The organism is Legionella sp. D16C41 (genome assembly GCF_048541585.1).
Taxonomy (GTDB): Bacteria; Pseudomonadota; Gammaproteobacteria; order Legionellales; family Legionellaceae; genus Legionella_C.
Window position 1 is genome coordinate 2,520,103 of record NZ_CP183303.1, and the last position, 15,659, is coordinate 2,535,761.

Sequence of the window (15,659 nt, forward strand, 5' to 3'; positions counted from 1 at the left end):
ACTACTTATTTAAATTTGATTCTTACTTGGCAGCTTCTCTGCTCCAGAACTAGTATCATTCGCTTTAGCACAAATAGAGCGAAAAAAAGATTGTAAGCTACAAGCATAACGATATACATCTTGTGATACAAAGTGGCTAGGATTTCCATTTTTGTCGGACTTTAATATAAACCCATTACGCCTAGCTTCCGAAGATTTCATAAACTCTACAGTACATTTATTAGTTTCTCCTTGAATTTTATAAACAGCAGCATTGTGCCAGGGAGTACCACCAAGGGAATGGTCTTCAGTGAACCATAAGCCAATCTTATCAGAAGATACTGTTTTAGGATGACAGGATAATCGAAGTGCTTCTGGTTCAATTATAGATAGATATTCACTAAGTGCTTCGCTCATTCGAGCCACGCCTCGTGAAACAATAGCAGCTTCTCTTTTTATTGCTGAATTTGACTTACCTGGATAGCCCATACTCAATTCGGTCATAAAAAATTTAATTTGCCCACGATATAAATTAAGGCTATTTATATCATTATCATCTTTAGGCTTTTTAACACGTTCTTCAAAGTGTTTATCAGTTTCTGCATAATTATTTAAATTAACTTTACCATCTAAATTAACAATTTTGATATTTTTAAAGTTATTGTTGTCTATCATATTATTTAACTGAATCAAATAGTTTTCGCGTTTTGCTTTGGTATGAATATCAGGAAATACTTCTGCAAAAGCAAATCCATCCGTATAAATAACAATTTCAGCACCAAAATTATAAACAGCGGCTATTTCTTGGCAAAGTTCATTTAAAAACTTTAAAGAAATTAATTCTGCCATGTCAGGAGAATCACTAAGCGTTTTGTCTCTAACAGGAGACTTTTCTGGGAAAGCTGGTAAAACAATTCTTATTTTTTTCCCCTGTTTGACCATAGTATCTAACTTTTCACAAAGTTTATCTGAAAAGGTATTAGCGCCAAGCTTCTCCTCGGCTTCAGGAATCCTTCGATGTTTTGACAAAATGTTTAGAATCGCGATGGTCTGGGGACTTGGCATTTTAATATTCCTCTTAAATTTAACAAATAATCAATCTTCTTTTGTTGATTATTTTATATGCATCTAGCTCACTAAATTGACTTAAAAATAATCAAATTTGATTAAAAAATAAGCCGATATAATAAAATATTTACATTAAGGAATTATTAAACACAAAAAAATTATGCTTGTATAATAGACTGGTTGCATAAGGTTGAAACGGATATAACTAGTTTTATTACCTCTTATCTATTATTTAAAATAGAGGCGAGCAAATAGACATTTCTAAGCTAAAAAAGATATAATTATTCACTTTTTTTACAAGACGCCCATTTAATACGGAATTATTCACTAAGTTTATAGACAGATTAGGAGCAAGTGAAACTAAGGAATGTAGCTTATACATGACCGGCACTGAATGAATGCAATGCATTAATACTTAGTAGATAACGCTATGAGGGTAAATTAAGAGTTACAACAATTGATGAATCATAAAGTAGGTTTTGTTAGTTTAGGCTGTCCTAAAGCCTTAGTTGATTCCGAAAGGATCATTACACAGTTACGAGCACAAGGTTATGAACTTGTCTCCACTTATCAAGATGCAGGTGTAGTTGTTATTAACACTTGTGGTTTTATTGATAGCGCAGTTACTGAATCGTTAGATACCATTAAGGAAGCAATGGCTGAAAATGGCCGTGTTATAGTAACCGGTTGTTTAGGCGCTAAAGCTGATATAATTCGTCAAAATTGTCCAGATGTGCTACATATTAGTGGTGCACATGCTTATGAAGAAGTTATTAATGCTGTACACCAACATTTACCACCGCCTAAAAATCCTTTTATCCAGCTTATTCCCCCACAAGGTATTAAGCTTACACCAAGGCATTACGCTTATTTAAAAATTTCAGAAGGCTGTAATCAAAAATGTACTTTTTGTATTATTCCAACAATGCGTGGCAAATTACAAAGCTACCCTTTAGCGCAAGTACTGACTGAAGCTAAGCGGCTAAAAGAGGCAGGCGTCAAAGAAATATTAGTTATCTCGCAAGATACTAGTGCCTATGGAGTCGATACACGTTACCAGCCTGTTGAATGGCAAGATAAGCAATTAACTACCCGTTTTTATGATTTATGCGAGCAGTTAGGTGAATTAGGTATTTGGATTCGCCTCCACTATGTCTATCCTTACCCTCATGTAGATGACATTATTCCTCTTATGCGTGATGGTTTCATTTTACCCTATTTAGATATCCCTTTGCAGCATGCCAATTCACGTGTCTTAAAAGCCATGAAGCGTCCGGCAAATAGTGAAAATACTTTAGCACGTATTGCTAAATGGCGTGCAGTCTGTCCTGACATTACCTTACGTTCTACTTTTATTGTTGGTTTCCCAGGCGAAACAGAGACAGAATTTGAAGAATTACTTGATTTTCTCAAAATCGCTAGACTTGATCGCGTAGGCTGCTTTAAATATTCCCCAGTTGAAGGTGCTAAAGCTAATGAGCTAGCTTCTCCTATTCCAGAAGAAGTAAAAGAGGAACGTTATCACCGCTTTATGCAAGTTCAAGCTGAAATTAGTCACGAGAAACTTAGAGATAAAATTGGTACTAAACAAACTGTTCTCATTGATGAGATTACACCCGAGCAAATTATTGCACGTAGTAAAAGTGACGCTCCTGAGATAGATGGTTTAGTTTATTTACCTTTTTATCAAGAATTAGAAGTTGGGGACTTTGTTGATGTGCAAATTACCGATAGCGACGATTATGATTTATATGCTGAAGTAACCGATTGAATTATTCATTATATATAAATTTGCACTTTATTTTACTAAAGTTTTTATTGAGTATATGAGATTAAAATAAACTTACTCAAAATACTGGATCCCGCGAACAAGTCGCGGGACGTAGGCAGTGTATGAAGTACTGGCTTAAGCAAAAGAAGATAGATTAAACATTTTTTCCTGCTTAAAGGCGCTCGATTTTAGTATTGAAAAACCTACAACATGATAAGTAGCTCTTTTTGATATCTGCCACTCTTTTGTTATACCTGCCACTCTCTGGTTGTGCCTACGTCCTGCGGCTTGTCCGCAGGATCCAGCAAGTAGCCTGGGTGAAACGAAGTGAAACCCGGGTTTCGGCCCGCAGGCCTACCCCAGGCTAGCTACTGAAGTTATACCCTTTAGGTTCGTAACGCCACCTTTTTTACCTATTCTTTGTTTTAATTAAATCTTATAATATATGCAACAACGCCGAACAAGTCGCGGGACGTAGGCAGTGTATGGTGCTTTGGCCTGAAGTATTGAAAAACTAGGTAATACAGCATGCAGATCATACGACAAGCTGGTGCTAAGCCAGAATTTTTTAATTTTTTGTGTTATGCAAAGATGAATGACTAGCCTCATGAAATTGGCTAATCAATTGTACTTTACTGCATATTTTTTCATAATTAATGACTCTAGTTGCGTCTAAAATGGCCTGATGCAATACTTTATGATAAATTTTGTAAGCACTACTTAAGGTTTTAAATTCTTCTGTATTAATAACTTTATGTTTAGCTAGCTGGCTAATTAACTTTAAAGTATGAGTAGTACTACTTAAACATATTGTTGGATTTGTTAGAACTAAAAATTGCACGTAAAATTCCAAGTCAATTAAGCCTCCAGGAATATATTTAATTTTATCTTCCTTGATATGACGACTTATCTTTTGACGCATGGTTTTTATCTCTGCAAAAACCCACTCTTTTGAGCGCTCTATTGACAATATCGTTTGCTTTAATTGTTTAAACAACTTATAAATTTTAGCCTCACCTATAATAATACGGGCTCTAACTAAGGCTTGATGTTCCCAAAGCCACGCATGATTTTCTTGATAATCAATAAACGATTTTACAGCACTTACTAAAAGACCTGCTTCACCTGAAGGCCTTAAACGTGTATCCACCTTATAAAGCACGCCTGCCTGTGAACGTGTTGTTAACATATGTAAGATCTTTTGGGTTAGTCGAATTACTAAACTTTCTTCCTGTACTTGATTATCATAGATAAATACTAAATCTAAATCAGAATTATAATTCATCTCCTGACTACCTAGTTTTCCATAAGCAACGACAGCAAAATGATTTTTAATAGCTTGAATTTGTGGATAGCGTTTAGATAACTCTTTAAAAGCTAAATTAACTACCTGCTCTACAATAACTTCTGCAAGTATTGATAAAAATCGCGCGCTTTGCACTGCATTGAGGTAACCATGTTGTTCAGCACGAGCAGCAAGCATCCAATTCGTAAGCTTAAATTGCCGCAAGATTTCTTCCTGTACTTCTAAATCGTTACTTTCTAACAATTGTTGTAACTGAGTTTTTAATTGATTCTGTGATAAAGGCTGCCAGGACTGTGGTTGATCAATTAATACTTCTAATAAAAATGGAAAATTTACTAATAATGAAGTAATAAACGAGCTATTATTAAACCAAATAAATAATTCTCTTAAGGCTTGTGGATTTTCAGTAAATAACGTTATATAAGCACTTCGATTGACAATATTTTCTAATAAATGAATAACATTAAGTAATACCTCGTTAGTATTTTTAACGTTAGCAAGCTCCCTTAAGAGTAGTACCATAAAACGATCTAGTCGTAACCTTGCTGCTTGATTGAGGCGGCGGCAGCGAGGGCTATGTCTAAAATTAGATATCAACTGATAACAACGTGTGGCATCTTCATAACCTAGACTTGCTAATAAATTAATCGCCATGGAGCTTTCAGCATGGCCTTGCCAAAGGTTGCTTAACTGGTAATCAAGTAGCTTATTATTGTCCTCATAATCAACTGCTTCTCTTAGTATTGAAAGAAATAAATGACGAATAATTTTGCGAAAACGTTGTAATACTTTCAGTAAAGGCTCCCAGCTTGAAAACCCCATAGCTAATGCTATTTTAGCTTGCTTTATAGAGTCTGTAGGTAGAGCATGCACCTGTTGATCATTTTCACTTTGTAAGCAATTTTCTAATTTTCTTAAAAAGAGATAAGCCTGTTTTAAAATAGCAACACGAGAAAATAACTTTTCTTCCTTTAAAATAGTAAGTGCTTTTAGAAGGTTTGTTTGTTGCAATCTGGGTAACCGTCCACCGCGAATTAATTGCAGACTTTGTACAATAAACTCAATCTCCCTAATGCCTCCAAAACCTCTTTTTATATCATCTCTTGCTGGATTTAATTGGACTTCGCGCTCAATCATTGCCTTCATACTTCGTAATGATTCTATAATACTAAAATCAATATAACGTCTGTAAACAAATGGTGTAATCAGTTTTTGCAGCCAATTTAAATTGGTTGTAGCTTGGCCAATTACACGAGCTTTTACCATAGCGTAACGCTCCCAGTCTCTACCTTGCTCTTGATAATAAGTTTCTAAAGCTTGCAAAGAAGATACTAAAGCACCACTCTCTCCATTAGGCCTTAACCTTAAATCAACGCGGAAAACAAAGCCATCTTCAGTAATGTTTTGCATTAATTGCATAAATAACTGCACTACTTTGGTAAAAAAATACTGATTGGTAACTGGTTCATCGCCTATAGTATACCCAGCTGCCGAATACGCCATAATTAAATCAATATCAGATGAATAATTTAACTCTCTGCCGCCTAGTTTCCCCATTGCTATGGCATAAAGTTCAGCAGGCTTGCCTGCTTCATCCATTGGTTGACCATAACGATAGATTAATGATTGTTGACAATAATTTAATGTATAGATAATTAATGCATCAGCACAAGCAGACCAAGATGTCATCGTTTCTGAAGTATCTGCAAGCTCACCTTGCTCACGTAACAAAAGTCTTAAAAAATGATAGTGTCTGAATTTACGAATAGCTTGAGCAAATTGTTGACTTGATTTATTAGTTATTTCCTGCAAAGAATTTAAATAATCTTTAAAATCAAATTGGCGCTGCCAATCATCCTGACTTAATATTAGACGTAAAATTACAATATGCCGACAAGCATAATCACTAACTAAGAGTAACTTTCGGACAGCCTCTTGCAATGGATGATCTAAATTAGCAAAATATTTATCAAATAAAGAATTAGATTGTAAAATTTCAGGAATTATTAACACTAAAGGCTCATAAATTTAAATAAATTAGATTGCAGTAATCATAGGCAGGCTTATATAAGAAGTCTAATACAGTTTACGAGTAAAAGAACACCAAATAACATTAACTTAAAAATTCTGTCATTTCCGCCTAGGCAGAAATCCATCTTAATACTCGCACTGTCCCCAGATAACAATAGCTTCCCGCCTGCGCGGGAATGACAAGATAAAAATTTAGCTTAATAGTTGTAAACTGTAAGAGTCCGTCATTTCCAAGAGCTCTGTCATTTTCAAACATCTTGTCATTTCTAAGACACCTGTCATTTCCGCGTAGGCGGAAATCCATCTTCATACTTGCATTGGGCTTAGTTAAAGCTCACTTCTCTCCAAAAGTCTATACCCGGCACATTTTGCGCTAAAATTTAATACCCCACCACGATTTAAGTCTATTACTTTACGACACCCTGCTAATTATAGCTATAATGTAAAAAAACTAAGGTGATTATTATGAAAAGGACTTTGCTATTTATCTTATTATTATTCATTAATATTTGGGTTTTTGCTCAAAATAATCCTATCCGTGTAGGTGTAGATAATTTTTATCCACCAAATGTGATGCGTGCTGGAAATAATCAGGTATTTGGCTTTGACATTACTTTAATGGAGCGGATTTGCAAACTCATTAATAGACAATGTGTCTTTTACCCTATGCCCTTTGCAAAATTGCTAAACATGTTAGAAAAGGGAGATATTGATGTCGCTCTTGGAGCTATTACAATTACTCCAGATAGAGCAGCCCGTGTCGCTTTTTCTAAACCTTATTTAGATAGCCAAGCTCGCTTCTTAGGCAATAATAGTATTAAGCCGACTGAGTTTAATCTAAATTTGTTAAAAAATTACAATATTGGTGTTGTTGCAGGAACCATTTTTCCGCAAGTATTAGAGTCATTAGGTATTCAAAATCCCAAAATAACTTCATTTGAACGACTAGATTTTATGATTGATGCCTTAAATGATGGTGAAATAGATATAGCAATTATGGACAATGCTAATGCACTTTATTGGCAGCAACAGTCTTCAGGTCGATTAATAGCGCTAGGTAAAGCCTTTAAATATGGTTACGGAATAGGCATTGCTATTAACCGCAATGAAAACGATTTATTAAAGGAAGTCAATAACGCCTTAGAGCAATACTTACAAGGAGCAGATTTTAAGGGAGATTATGATAAGTTTTTAGGCTATCTTAACACTATGTAGAAGTATATGCTTTGAATTAGAAGTTTATTTTTAAATAGACCCTGTTTCTTAGTGCTGAAATTATCATTAACTTCCTTGTTAAAGAATTCACAGCACTAAAAACTTAAAAATTAATTGAGATTATAATTTAAATTAATGTAGTGTTTGTCCATTTACTAAACAACGAGTAATAACTTTTCTGGTGACAAAATCACCCTGCGTCTCACCGTAAACTGATTTAAAGTGCTCCGCTAATGTAACTACCCAATTAGACAATCTAAAATTCATTCGCTTTTCTTTAGGGTTAACAAACAGCTCAAATAATCCTAACGACTCACTATTACTTTGGTTAGCATATTCTTCCATAATTTGCTCGGCTACATAAATATCTTTTTCCTTAGTAGGCCAATTTTTATTCATAAACCCCCCTTTTTTATACTGTGGGCCATTCTATTCTAAACGGTAATTGTATGCCCATTCAATCGGCAGCTACGGAGTTTTCGCTATCATGAAAAAACGGGTGGCTGTCGGTGACTGGGTATAGATTGGGGCAAATAGCTAAAATACAAGTATTAATAAATTTACGAGCGAAATTTTAGTATAAAAGTATTATATTGGACGTTTTACTCTTAATTCATATTTAGGTTTATTTAATACTGGCTCTTGCCAAAGAGTTACAAATAACACCATGATAATTGGGCCTAAAAATAAACCTAATAAGCCTAGAGTTTCTACTCCACCTAAAATTCCAAATAATACCGCTAAAAATGGAAGTCTAATTGCGCCACCAATTAAAACTGGCTTTATAAAATGGTCAGCAGCAAACATAACTATTGTACCCCAGACTACTACGACAATAGCAGCGATTAAGCCACCGGATGAAAGTAAAACGAGCGCGACGATAATAAACACAATAGGTACTACAAAAGGGATCATAGCAGCAAATGCCGTAATAAAACCTATTAGAGTAGGAGCCGGTAAACCAACAAGCATATAGCAAAAACCCATTAACACACCAACACCTAAACCAACTACTACAGTTCCATTTACAACAGAGCGCAAAGCAGAGGGAAGCCTATCTGCATATCGATACCAGCGATTACCTAAACAAAATTTACCCACTTCATTAATTTGTGCATGTAATTTTTCGCCATCTCGATAAAAGAAAAACAAAGTAAGCATAGTGAAACCTACTTGAAAACCACGGTGCGCTAAATTTAAACCTATTTGTTTAATGTAATAACTTGCTGGTGTTAATGATAAATGCAAGTTAGATAAAAAACTTCGTACGTTGCCGGGTTGTCCTATATGAGTATTCCAGTAATTAATTAAATCATTACTCATAAATGGAAATTGTTTAATAAAGTTAGGCGCCTCGCCCCCATCACGATTAATAACTTGCAAATAATTAATAAACAATTGCAATTCTTTAACTAGTATGCCTATTAACCAGCTTAAGGGTAGTAAAAACAATAAACTTAAGATAGTCGTAAACAATAAAGCTGATAAATTATCATGATTACCAAAAAATCTTCGCCAACGTTGATATAAGGGATAGGTGGCTATTACAATCATCCCAGCCCAAACTATTGAGGGAATAAAACGATGAATAATAAATATACTTAAACCAATGATACTTAGTGTTAGAACAATATTAATTAATTCTTTATGATTTTCATTCATAGACTAAAAACCCAAGCTAAGCTCTTTAAAATTAGCCAGGCAGGAATTGCAGCAAGTACATCATCAAGCATTACGCCTAAACCACCTTTTATTTTTTTATCAATAAATGAAATAGGAAACGGTTTTAAGATGTCAAATAAGCGAAATAAAATAAAGCCACCTAACATCCAAAATATTCCTAGCGGTAAACCTGCCATGGTTAAAAGATAACCTACAACTTCATCCCAGACAATACCACTGTAATCATGAATGCCCAAATCTTTACCAACTTTATCGCTGACATAAACGCCAAGTAAAAAAAACAAAAAAGTAAATAATAAATAAATAGGAAGAGAATAAGTACTAATTAATAAATAAAGCGGAATAGCAGCAAGCGTTCCCCAAGTGCCAGGCGCTATAGGTAGCAAGCCAGTACCAAATCCAAATGCAACAAAATAAACTGGGTCTTGCCATACTTGTACTGAAGGTTTGATTGTTTGCATAATTTTTCCTAGAAGTGACTATAACTCTGCACTGATATAGCCTTTATCTGGCCATTGTAAGAACCGCGAAGTCCTTTTTCCTTTTCTATTACACCAATTTGATAGCAAGTTAACTGACATTCTTTTAAGGCCTGAGAAAAAGAATCATGATTATCAGGTCGTATAGTAAAACATAACTCATAATCATCTCCGCCTTGAAGTACAAAATCAATTGTTTTTTCCTTTTGATATTTTTTGACTAAAGGATGGCTAGGGATAGCGACTAAATCTAAGCATGCGCCAGTATTGCTCTCTTCACAAATATGATTAAGATCGCCACTTAAACCATCTGAAATATCAATAGCTGCTGTAGCAAATGTTTGCAGTAAACTTATAAAATCAACTCTTGGTTTGGGATATTGTAGTTTATACAATAATTGTGCAAAATCGTTTGCTGCTACTTGATAATATCCTTCTAAACATTTAACTGCTTGCGCAGCAGCGCCTAATTGACCAGTGACCCAGATTTCATCACCTATTTTTGCACCAGATCGTCTTACAAATTTACCACTTGGCACAAGGCCATGAATCGTTAGGGTGATACTTAATGGCCCTTTTGTAGTATCTCCTCCAATTAAAGCAATATTATACTGCTTTAAAGCAGCATGAAACCCTAAGGAAAATCGTTCTAACCATTTAAGATCTAATGTCGGAAGAGTTAGCGCTAAAGAAACCCAACATGGTTCTGCAGCCATAGCAGCGATATCACTTACATTAACCATCACCGCTTTCCAAGCAATTATATAAGGATCCCAACTACTTAAAAAATGAACATCTGCAACCAAGGTATCAGTGCTAATGAGCACTTGATGACCTGCAGGAACTTCTATACAAGCAGCATCATCACCTATGCCAAAAATGACATCTTTCCTTGCTAAGACATCTTTTTTGAAAAACACATCAATTAATTTAAATTCATTCATAATTTAAATTAATTTCAGCAGAACGTACTTGTTTAGCTAGCTTATTAAGTACACCGTTGACAAACCGGTGTCCATCTTGAGCACCATATTCTTTAGCTAATGAAACCGCTTCATCAAGTACAACACGATAAGGTATTTCTAAACAAAACAGTAGCTCATAAGTGCTTAAGCGTAAAATCGTTAGTTCAATAGGATTTAAACTATTAATTGGAATATCTAAGAAAGGTGAAAAATTTTCTTCAATTACTTGTAGTGATTTAGGAATACCATATAAAAGCTTACAAAAGTAGTCTGCGTCTACTTTATCCATATCATGATTAACTCGAAATTGGGTTTCGATTTCTGAGATTTCGTGTCCTGACATTAACCATTGATATAAGGCTTGCAATAAAAGCCTGCGTGCACGACGTTTGCCCCGAATAGCATTTTTTTCCACCATTACCTCTTAGTCATCTTTCATTTCATCAATTGCTTGTCTAAAGTCACTTATATCTTTAAATCGTTTATAAACTGATGCAAAGCGTACATAAGCAACATGATCAAGATTATATAATTGTTTCATAACCAGCTCGCCAACTAAATTAGCTTCTATTTCTCTCTCTCCTCGACGACGAATATCTTGCAAAATATTAGCAATAGCGGCTTCTACTGAATCAACACTCACAGGTCTTTTCTCAAGTGCTCTTTGCATACCCGAGCGCAAATTATCTATATTGAAAGGCTCTCTACGTCCATCACGCTTAATAATCACTGGCATAATAAGCTCAGCAGTTTCAAAGGTTGTAAAACGTTCATGACAAAATAAACATTGCCTACGTCGTCGAATTTGTGCACCCTCAGCAACTAGACGAGAATCAATAACCTTAGTTTCTTGGGCATGGCAAAAGGGACAGTACATAATAATTAATTAGTTAGAGTAAACAGGAAAGTCATGACACAATTGTAAAACGTGATTCTTAACTCGCTTGAGCACCTCTTCATTATTAAGGTCGTCAAGAATATCACAAATCCAATGACTAATCATGCCTATTTCTTTTTCTTTAAAACCACGCGTAGTCACTGCTGGCGTTCCTAAACGTAGGCCACTTGTAACAAAAGGAGAGCGTGGATCATTGGGAACGGAATTTTTATTTACGGTAATATTAGCTCTACCTAGCGCAGCATCAGCTTCTTTACCAGTTATATTTTTTGCAATTAAGTCGACTAACAATAAATGATTTTTTGTGCCACCAGAAACAATAGAATAACCTCTTTCTAGTAAAACTTTTGCCATTTCGCGAGCGTTATCTATCACTTGCTGTTGATAAACTTTAAATTCAGGTTGCAAAGCCTCGGCAAATGCAACTGCTTTCGCCGCAATAACATGCATCAGTGGCCCACCTTGCATGCCAGGAAATACAGAAGAATTTAATTTTTTTGCAATTTCTTCATTAGCTTTTGCTAGAATTAAACCACCGCGTGGACCCCGTAATGTTTTATGAGTAGTTGTTGTTACAACATCTGCATAAGGAATTGGTGAAGGATATAAATCTGCTGCAATTAATCCTGCCACATGAGCTATATCTGCTAGGAGATATGCACCAACCTCATCTGCGATAGCCCGAAAACGCTCCCAATCTAAATATTGCGAGTAAGCTGAGAAACCAGCCACAATTAATTTAGGTTTATGAAGTTTTGCAGCTTTCTCTAAAGCGTCATAATCAATTAGGCCTGTTTTTACATCAAGACCGTATTCTATAGCTTGATAAAGTTTTCCTGAAAAATTAACTTTTGAACCATGAGTTAAATGACCTCCGTGTGGTAGAGCCATTCCCATAATTAAATCACCTGGGTTTAAAAGCGCCATCATTACTGCCGCATTAGCTTGAGAACCAGAATGTGGCTGAACATTGACATAATCTGCTTTAAATAATTGTTTAGCACGTTCTATAGCTAACTGTTCAGCAATATCAACATAGTCACAACCACCATAGTAACGCTTACCAGGATAGCCTTCTGCATACTTGTTAGTTAAAACAGAACCCTGCGCTTCTAAAACGCAAGGACTAGCATAGTTTTCTGAAGCAATGAGTTCAATATGTTCTTCTTGTCGTTTCTTTTCCGCTTGTATCGCTTGCCAAAGTTCGTTATCAAAATTAGCAATGGTGCAGTCTTTATCAAACATTTGCAGTCCTCTTTATCATCAGAAATGAAGTAATTATAGATTTATTTTTAGTTAGTGTGTAGATAAAACAGGTAAGCTTGAATAGTTAAAATTAAAATCTTACTTAAATTTAAGGATAAAAAGCAACTTTCAATGGTTCTTGCCACTTTTTACAGATTAATTTGCCAAAAAAATAATAAAATTTCTTTTAGCGTTGAAAATAGCAAAAGCTTTAACGAATAATCTTTATGAATAAGACGCTTACAAATTTTAAGACATTTTTTTGACTTATCCTATAGTAGAGTCTTTGTCGACAAGGTATTTTACCCCTATCATGCCATGTCTTAAATTAAGTTATTTTACAACGCAAATTCTAGACAAGTAACGCCCAAAGCGTTCGCTAAATTAAGGCTCTTTTCATTATGGCTTTAATTTTTGTCAAGTTTAACTAACTCTTATCCAGAAGTTGCGTTTACAAATAATTTAAAATTCAAATATAACTCATTGTCTGTTAAAAATTATTCATGCCCATGCACATGGTTATTGTAAATAGGATAGCCCATATGTTCATGGTAATGATTAAAGTATGGCACTGGAGGCAAATAACGTGGGTAATGCCTATAGTGTCTATAATAATAGCGTCGATAAGAAGGCGCATGTACGATATGTGTCCGGTGTTGCCTACTACGAGTTATTACTTGCGGATTATTTAGCCTTTCATGGCTATGGATACGGGAAGTAGCTGCTTGGGCAATTTCAGGAAAAGGATAGTCATGATAATGACTATTTGCACAAATTCCAATAGAAGGTAATAGCAGCAGAGTTAGAAAAAAACGTTTCATAATACCTCCACAGTAAAGAAGTAAAGGCACAATAGCAATATTGTGCCTATTTTAATTTAAAAACCTGGCTTAAGGCTCTGCTAAAGTGGTAAAAAGCGTTAACTTCTTTTGGTCTGCTACATAGATACTTCTATTTAAACACCTGCTAAGACCTTCAAATGTCAAAACCTTTTGCCTCACTCTAACAACTCTGAAGATAGGTCCTAAGGTTATGCCTTAGCACGCACTTCAGCTTTTACCTGATTTTGAAGATAGGGAACTATTCTTACAGTTGTTTCTGCACGGGTGTAACCAGAGTAAATATGATAACCGCTAAAGGTTACGATATCTAAATACATATCACGGTGGCAATAACCATAGTAATATAAATCAATATAGTGTGGTGTTTCAAAACTATAAACATTAAAAGGTACTAAAGCACTACCATCATCAAAACGGCCATATACGGTAACATTGTCGTAACTATTGTTAATAACTTCAATTTCACAATAGCCAGGCGCCATTGCCTTTTTCGCTGCTGCTACAGCTTCATTTTTAACAGCTTCTGCTTTTGGATGAACATGACGATTCTCTGCATAAGCAGTCGATAATAACCCTAAACAACAGGCAAGCAATACAGATTTCACTTTCATAATTACCCCTTTTATGTTAAAAACAAAGGGCATGGTAGCAAAGGATACCATTTAGTCAATAGGTTTTTTTTGTAATCATAACTATTTTTCTCTACTTCAACTCTTAACTGTTTGTGGTATATTAGCGCACTTATAGTTCTAATTAGCTTGGCTTTATTATTCTAATAACAAAATAGCGAATTAATTTTAACCTCCCATATTCGCTATATGACTATTTTAAGGAACAACAGTGAAAAAACGCATGACCATTATGATAATCGCGTTGATAATTGTTTTTGGAGGTATTATCACCTTTAATTTTATTAAGGGTATAATGATTAAACGCTTTGTTAGCCAGTTTCAAACTGCGCCAGTCACTGTATCTTCTACTAAAGTTATGCAAAAAAACTGGGAGCCACGTATTACGGCTGTGGGTAACTTCCTTGCCACTAATGGCGTGGAGGTAAATTCAGAAGCTTCAGGTAATGTTGTATCTATTCATTTTGATTCTGGACAATACATAGAGCAAGGAAAACCATTAATTGATATAGATGACAGCGTGGATCAGGCGCAATTAAGATTTAACCAATCTGATAGGGATTTAAAAGAGCTTAGTTATAAAAGACAAGCTGAATTATCAAGGCGAGGAGCTACGCCCAGCTCAAGTGTAGATGAAGCAAAAGCAAATTTAGCACAAGCGCAAGCAAATGTAGACAAAATCGAAGCACAAATTAGACAAAAACACATTACCGCGCCCTTTTCTGGAAAATTAGGTATTAGACAAGTTAATTTAGGCCAATATATTACACCAGGCCAAACCGCTATTGTCACTTTACAATCATTAGATCCGCTTTATCTTGAATTTAATTTACCCGAACAGCTTTTAAAAAAATTACATTTAAAACAAAGAATACAATTTAGTGTAGAAGGATTTCCAAATGTGCTCTTTGAAGGTGAAATTACGGCAATTAATGCTAAAGTAGATCCAAATACCCATAATATTTTAGTTCAAGCCACTGTTCCTAATTGTCCCATTCAAGCTGTGCAAAACCCAACACAATCAAAATTAATTAGCCTTATTAAAGATCCAGATAGAAATAAAACTATTGTAAGGTGTAATACGGCTTTAAATACTAGAAATCACATTCAAGACTTTACTTTTATTCCTGGCATGTTTACAGCTATTTCAGTTGAACAGCCAACTATATCTAACTTAGTAGTTCTACCTACAACCGCTATTTCTTATAGCTTATATGGAAACTCGGTCTTTCTTATTGAAAAAAATGGTCAAAAAGATGATAAAGGTGAAGATATTCTTCAAGTAAGGCGAGTCTTTGTTCACACTGGCGAGCAAGAAGGCAATTACATTATTATTACTGATGGTCTAAAACCTGGCCAAACAGTAGTCGGTTCTGGTGAACTTAAATTACAAAATGGTACTCGAGTTATTATCAACAATGATGTTAAGCTCAACGCTATTAGTAACCCAGATACTTTAGGACAGTGATAGATAAATTAATTAATTTAATGAAGTTATTAATTCACTGTAACTAAGAGAAAATTATTTAACCTCATAGACCCTGTTAA

14 protein-coding genes are annotated in these 15,659 nt (G+C 34.9%); 3 read left to right on the plus strand and 11 right to left on the minus strand.

Annotated features, from left to right (window positions below; translation table 11 throughout):
- Positions 1 to 9: 9 nt before the first annotated feature.
- Complete coding sequence (locus tag ACNVED_RS10895; protein ID WP_419419048.1) at positions 10 to 1,044, minus strand: L-tyrosine/L-tryptophan isonitrile synthase family protein; 1,035 nt, start codon at positions 1,042 to 1,044, stop codon at positions 10 to 12.
- 463 nt (positions 1,045 to 1,507) lie between these two features.
- Here ACNVED_RS10895 and rimO point away from each other — a divergent pair, with 463 nt between their 5' ends.
- Positions 1,508 to 2,818 carry a 30S ribosomal protein S12 methylthiotransferase RimO gene (gene rimO / locus ACNVED_RS10900; protein ID WP_419419049.1) on the plus strand — a complete coding sequence of 437 codons (1,311 nt, stop codon included), beginning with the start codon at positions 1,508 to 1,510 and terminating at the stop codon, positions 2,816 to 2,818.
- 568 nt (positions 2,819 to 3,386) lie between these two features.
- Here rimO and glnE read toward each other — a convergent pair.
- Entirely contained in the window at positions 3,387 to 6,137 is a 2,751-nt protein-coding gene (glnE, locus tag ACNVED_RS10905) for a bifunctional [glutamate--ammonia ligase]-adenylyl-L-tyrosine phosphorylase/[glutamate--ammonia-ligase] adenylyltransferase (RefSeq protein ID WP_419419050.1), read from the minus strand.
- Between the two features lie 483 nt (positions 6,138 to 6,620).
- Between glnE and ACNVED_RS10910 the strand changes: the two genes are divergently transcribed.
- A complete protein-coding gene (locus ACNVED_RS10910) occupies positions 6,621 to 7,370 on the plus strand; it encodes a transporter substrate-binding domain-containing protein (protein WP_419419051.1) in 750 nt (249 codons plus the stop codon).
- 132 nt (positions 7,371 to 7,502) lie between these two features.
- Here ACNVED_RS10910 and ACNVED_RS10915 read toward each other — a convergent pair whose 3' ends face one another.
- The 9 genes from ACNVED_RS10915 to ACNVED_RS10955 all read right to left on the minus strand — a co-directional run bounded on the left by ACNVED_RS10915 (position 7,503) and on the right by ACNVED_RS10955 (position 14,093).
- A complete protein-coding gene (locus tag ACNVED_RS10915; protein WP_419419052.1) occupies positions 7,503 to 7,769 on the minus strand; it encodes a hypothetical protein in 267 nt (88 codons plus the stop codon).
- A gap of 189 nt (positions 7,770 to 7,958) precedes the next feature.
- Positions 7,959 to 9,032 (minus strand): AI-2E family transporter, encoded by a 1,074-nt coding sequence (locus ACNVED_RS10920; RefSeq protein WP_419419053.1) that lies wholly within the window; start codon positions 9,030 to 9,032, stop codon positions 7,959 to 7,961.
- Positions 9,029 to 9,514: a phosphatidylglycerophosphatase A gene (locus ACNVED_RS10925; RefSeq protein ID WP_419419054.1), complete on the minus strand. Its 486-nt coding sequence runs from the start codon at positions 9,512 to 9,514 to the stop codon at positions 9,029 to 9,031. The genes ACNVED_RS10920 and ACNVED_RS10925 overlap by 4 nt, the downstream gene beginning before the upstream one ends.
- Before the next feature lie 8 nt (positions 9,515 to 9,522).
- The gene (gene thiL / locus ACNVED_RS10930) at positions 9,523 to 10,476 is read right to left on the minus strand and encodes a thiamine-phosphate kinase (RefSeq protein WP_419419055.1); all 954 of its coding nucleotides are present in this window, start codon (positions 10,474 to 10,476) and stop codon (positions 9,523 to 9,525) included.
- Positions 10,469 to 10,912 carry a transcription antitermination factor NusB gene (nusB, locus tag ACNVED_RS10935; RefSeq protein WP_419421177.1) on the minus strand — a complete coding sequence of 148 codons (444 nt, stop codon included), beginning with the start codon at positions 10,910 to 10,912 and terminating at the stop codon, positions 10,469 to 10,471. Before nusB ends, thiL begins: the two co-directional genes overlap by 8 nt.
- Positions 10,913 to 10,921: 9 nt before the next feature.
- Positions 10,922 to 11,374, minus strand: a complete 453-nt coding sequence (gene nrdR, locus ACNVED_RS10940) for a transcriptional regulator NrdR (RefSeq protein ID WP_419419056.1) — start codon at positions 11,372 to 11,374, stop codon at positions 10,922 to 10,924.
- Positions 11,375 to 11,383: 9 nt separating this feature from the next.
- A complete protein-coding gene (gene glyA, locus ACNVED_RS10945; protein WP_419419057.1) occupies positions 11,384 to 12,640 on the minus strand; it encodes a serine hydroxymethyltransferase in 1,257 nt (418 codons plus the stop codon).
- Positions 12,641 to 13,137: 497 nt separating this feature from the next.
- Positions 13,138 to 13,461, minus strand: coding sequence for a hypothetical protein (locus tag ACNVED_RS10950; RefSeq protein ID WP_419419058.1), 324 nt, complete (start codon positions 13,459 to 13,461; stop codon positions 13,138 to 13,140).
- 209 nt (positions 13,462 to 13,670) lie between these two features.
- Positions 13,671 to 14,093 carry a hypothetical protein gene (locus tag ACNVED_RS10955; protein ID WP_419419059.1) on the minus strand — a complete coding sequence of 141 codons (423 nt, stop codon included), beginning with the start codon at positions 14,091 to 14,093 and terminating at the stop codon, positions 13,671 to 13,673.
- A gap of 229 nt (positions 14,094 to 14,322) precedes the next feature.
- Between ACNVED_RS10955 and ACNVED_RS10960 the strand changes: the two genes are divergently transcribed.
- Positions 14,323 to 15,579, plus strand: a complete 1,257-nt coding sequence (locus tag ACNVED_RS10960) for an efflux RND transporter periplasmic adaptor subunit (RefSeq protein WP_419419060.1) — start codon at positions 14,323 to 14,325, stop codon at positions 15,577 to 15,579.
- Positions 15,580 to 15,659: the final 80 nt, after the last annotated feature.

Excerpts from the sequence above, each read along its gene's own strand:
- ACNVED_RS10895 (WP_419419048.1), bottom strand. The coding sequence starts at position 1,044 with ATGCCAAGTCCCCAGACCATCGCGATTCTAAACATTTTGTCAAAACAT.
- rimO (WP_419419049.1), top strand. The coding sequence starts at position 1,508 with ATGAATCATAAAGTAGGTTTTGTTAGTTTAGGCTGTCCTAAAGCCTTA.
- ACNVED_RS10910 (WP_419419051.1), top strand. The coding sequence starts at position 6,621 with ATGAAAAGGACTTTGCTATTTATCTTATTATTATTCATTAATATTTGG.
- ACNVED_RS10915 (WP_419419052.1), bottom strand. The coding sequence starts at position 7,769 with ATGAATAAAAATTGGCCTACTAAGGAAAAAGATATTTATGTAGCCGAG.
- ACNVED_RS10920 (WP_419419053.1), bottom strand. The coding sequence starts at position 9,032 with ATGAATGAAAATCATAAAGAATTAATTAATATTGTTCTAACACTAAGT.
- ACNVED_RS10925 (WP_419419054.1), bottom strand. The coding sequence starts at position 9,514 with ATGCAAACAATCAAACCTTCAGTACAAGTATGGCAAGACCCAGTTTAT.
- thiL (WP_419419055.1), bottom strand. The coding sequence starts at position 10,476 with ATGAATGAATTTAAATTAATTGATGTGTTTTTCAAAAAAGATGTCTTA.
- nrdR (WP_419419056.1), bottom strand. The coding sequence starts at position 11,374 with ATGTACTGTCCCTTTTGCCATGCCCAAGAAACTAAGGTTATTGATTCT.
- glyA (WP_419419057.1), bottom strand. The coding sequence starts at position 12,640 with ATGTTTGATAAAGACTGCACCATTGCTAATTTTGATAACGAACTTTGG.
- ACNVED_RS10950 (WP_419419058.1), bottom strand. The coding sequence starts at position 13,461 with ATGAAACGTTTTTTTCTAACTCTGCTGCTATTACCTTCTATTGGAATT.
- ACNVED_RS10955 (WP_419419059.1), bottom strand. The coding sequence starts at position 14,093 with ATGAAAGTGAAATCTGTATTGCTTGCCTGTTGTTTAGGGTTATTATCG.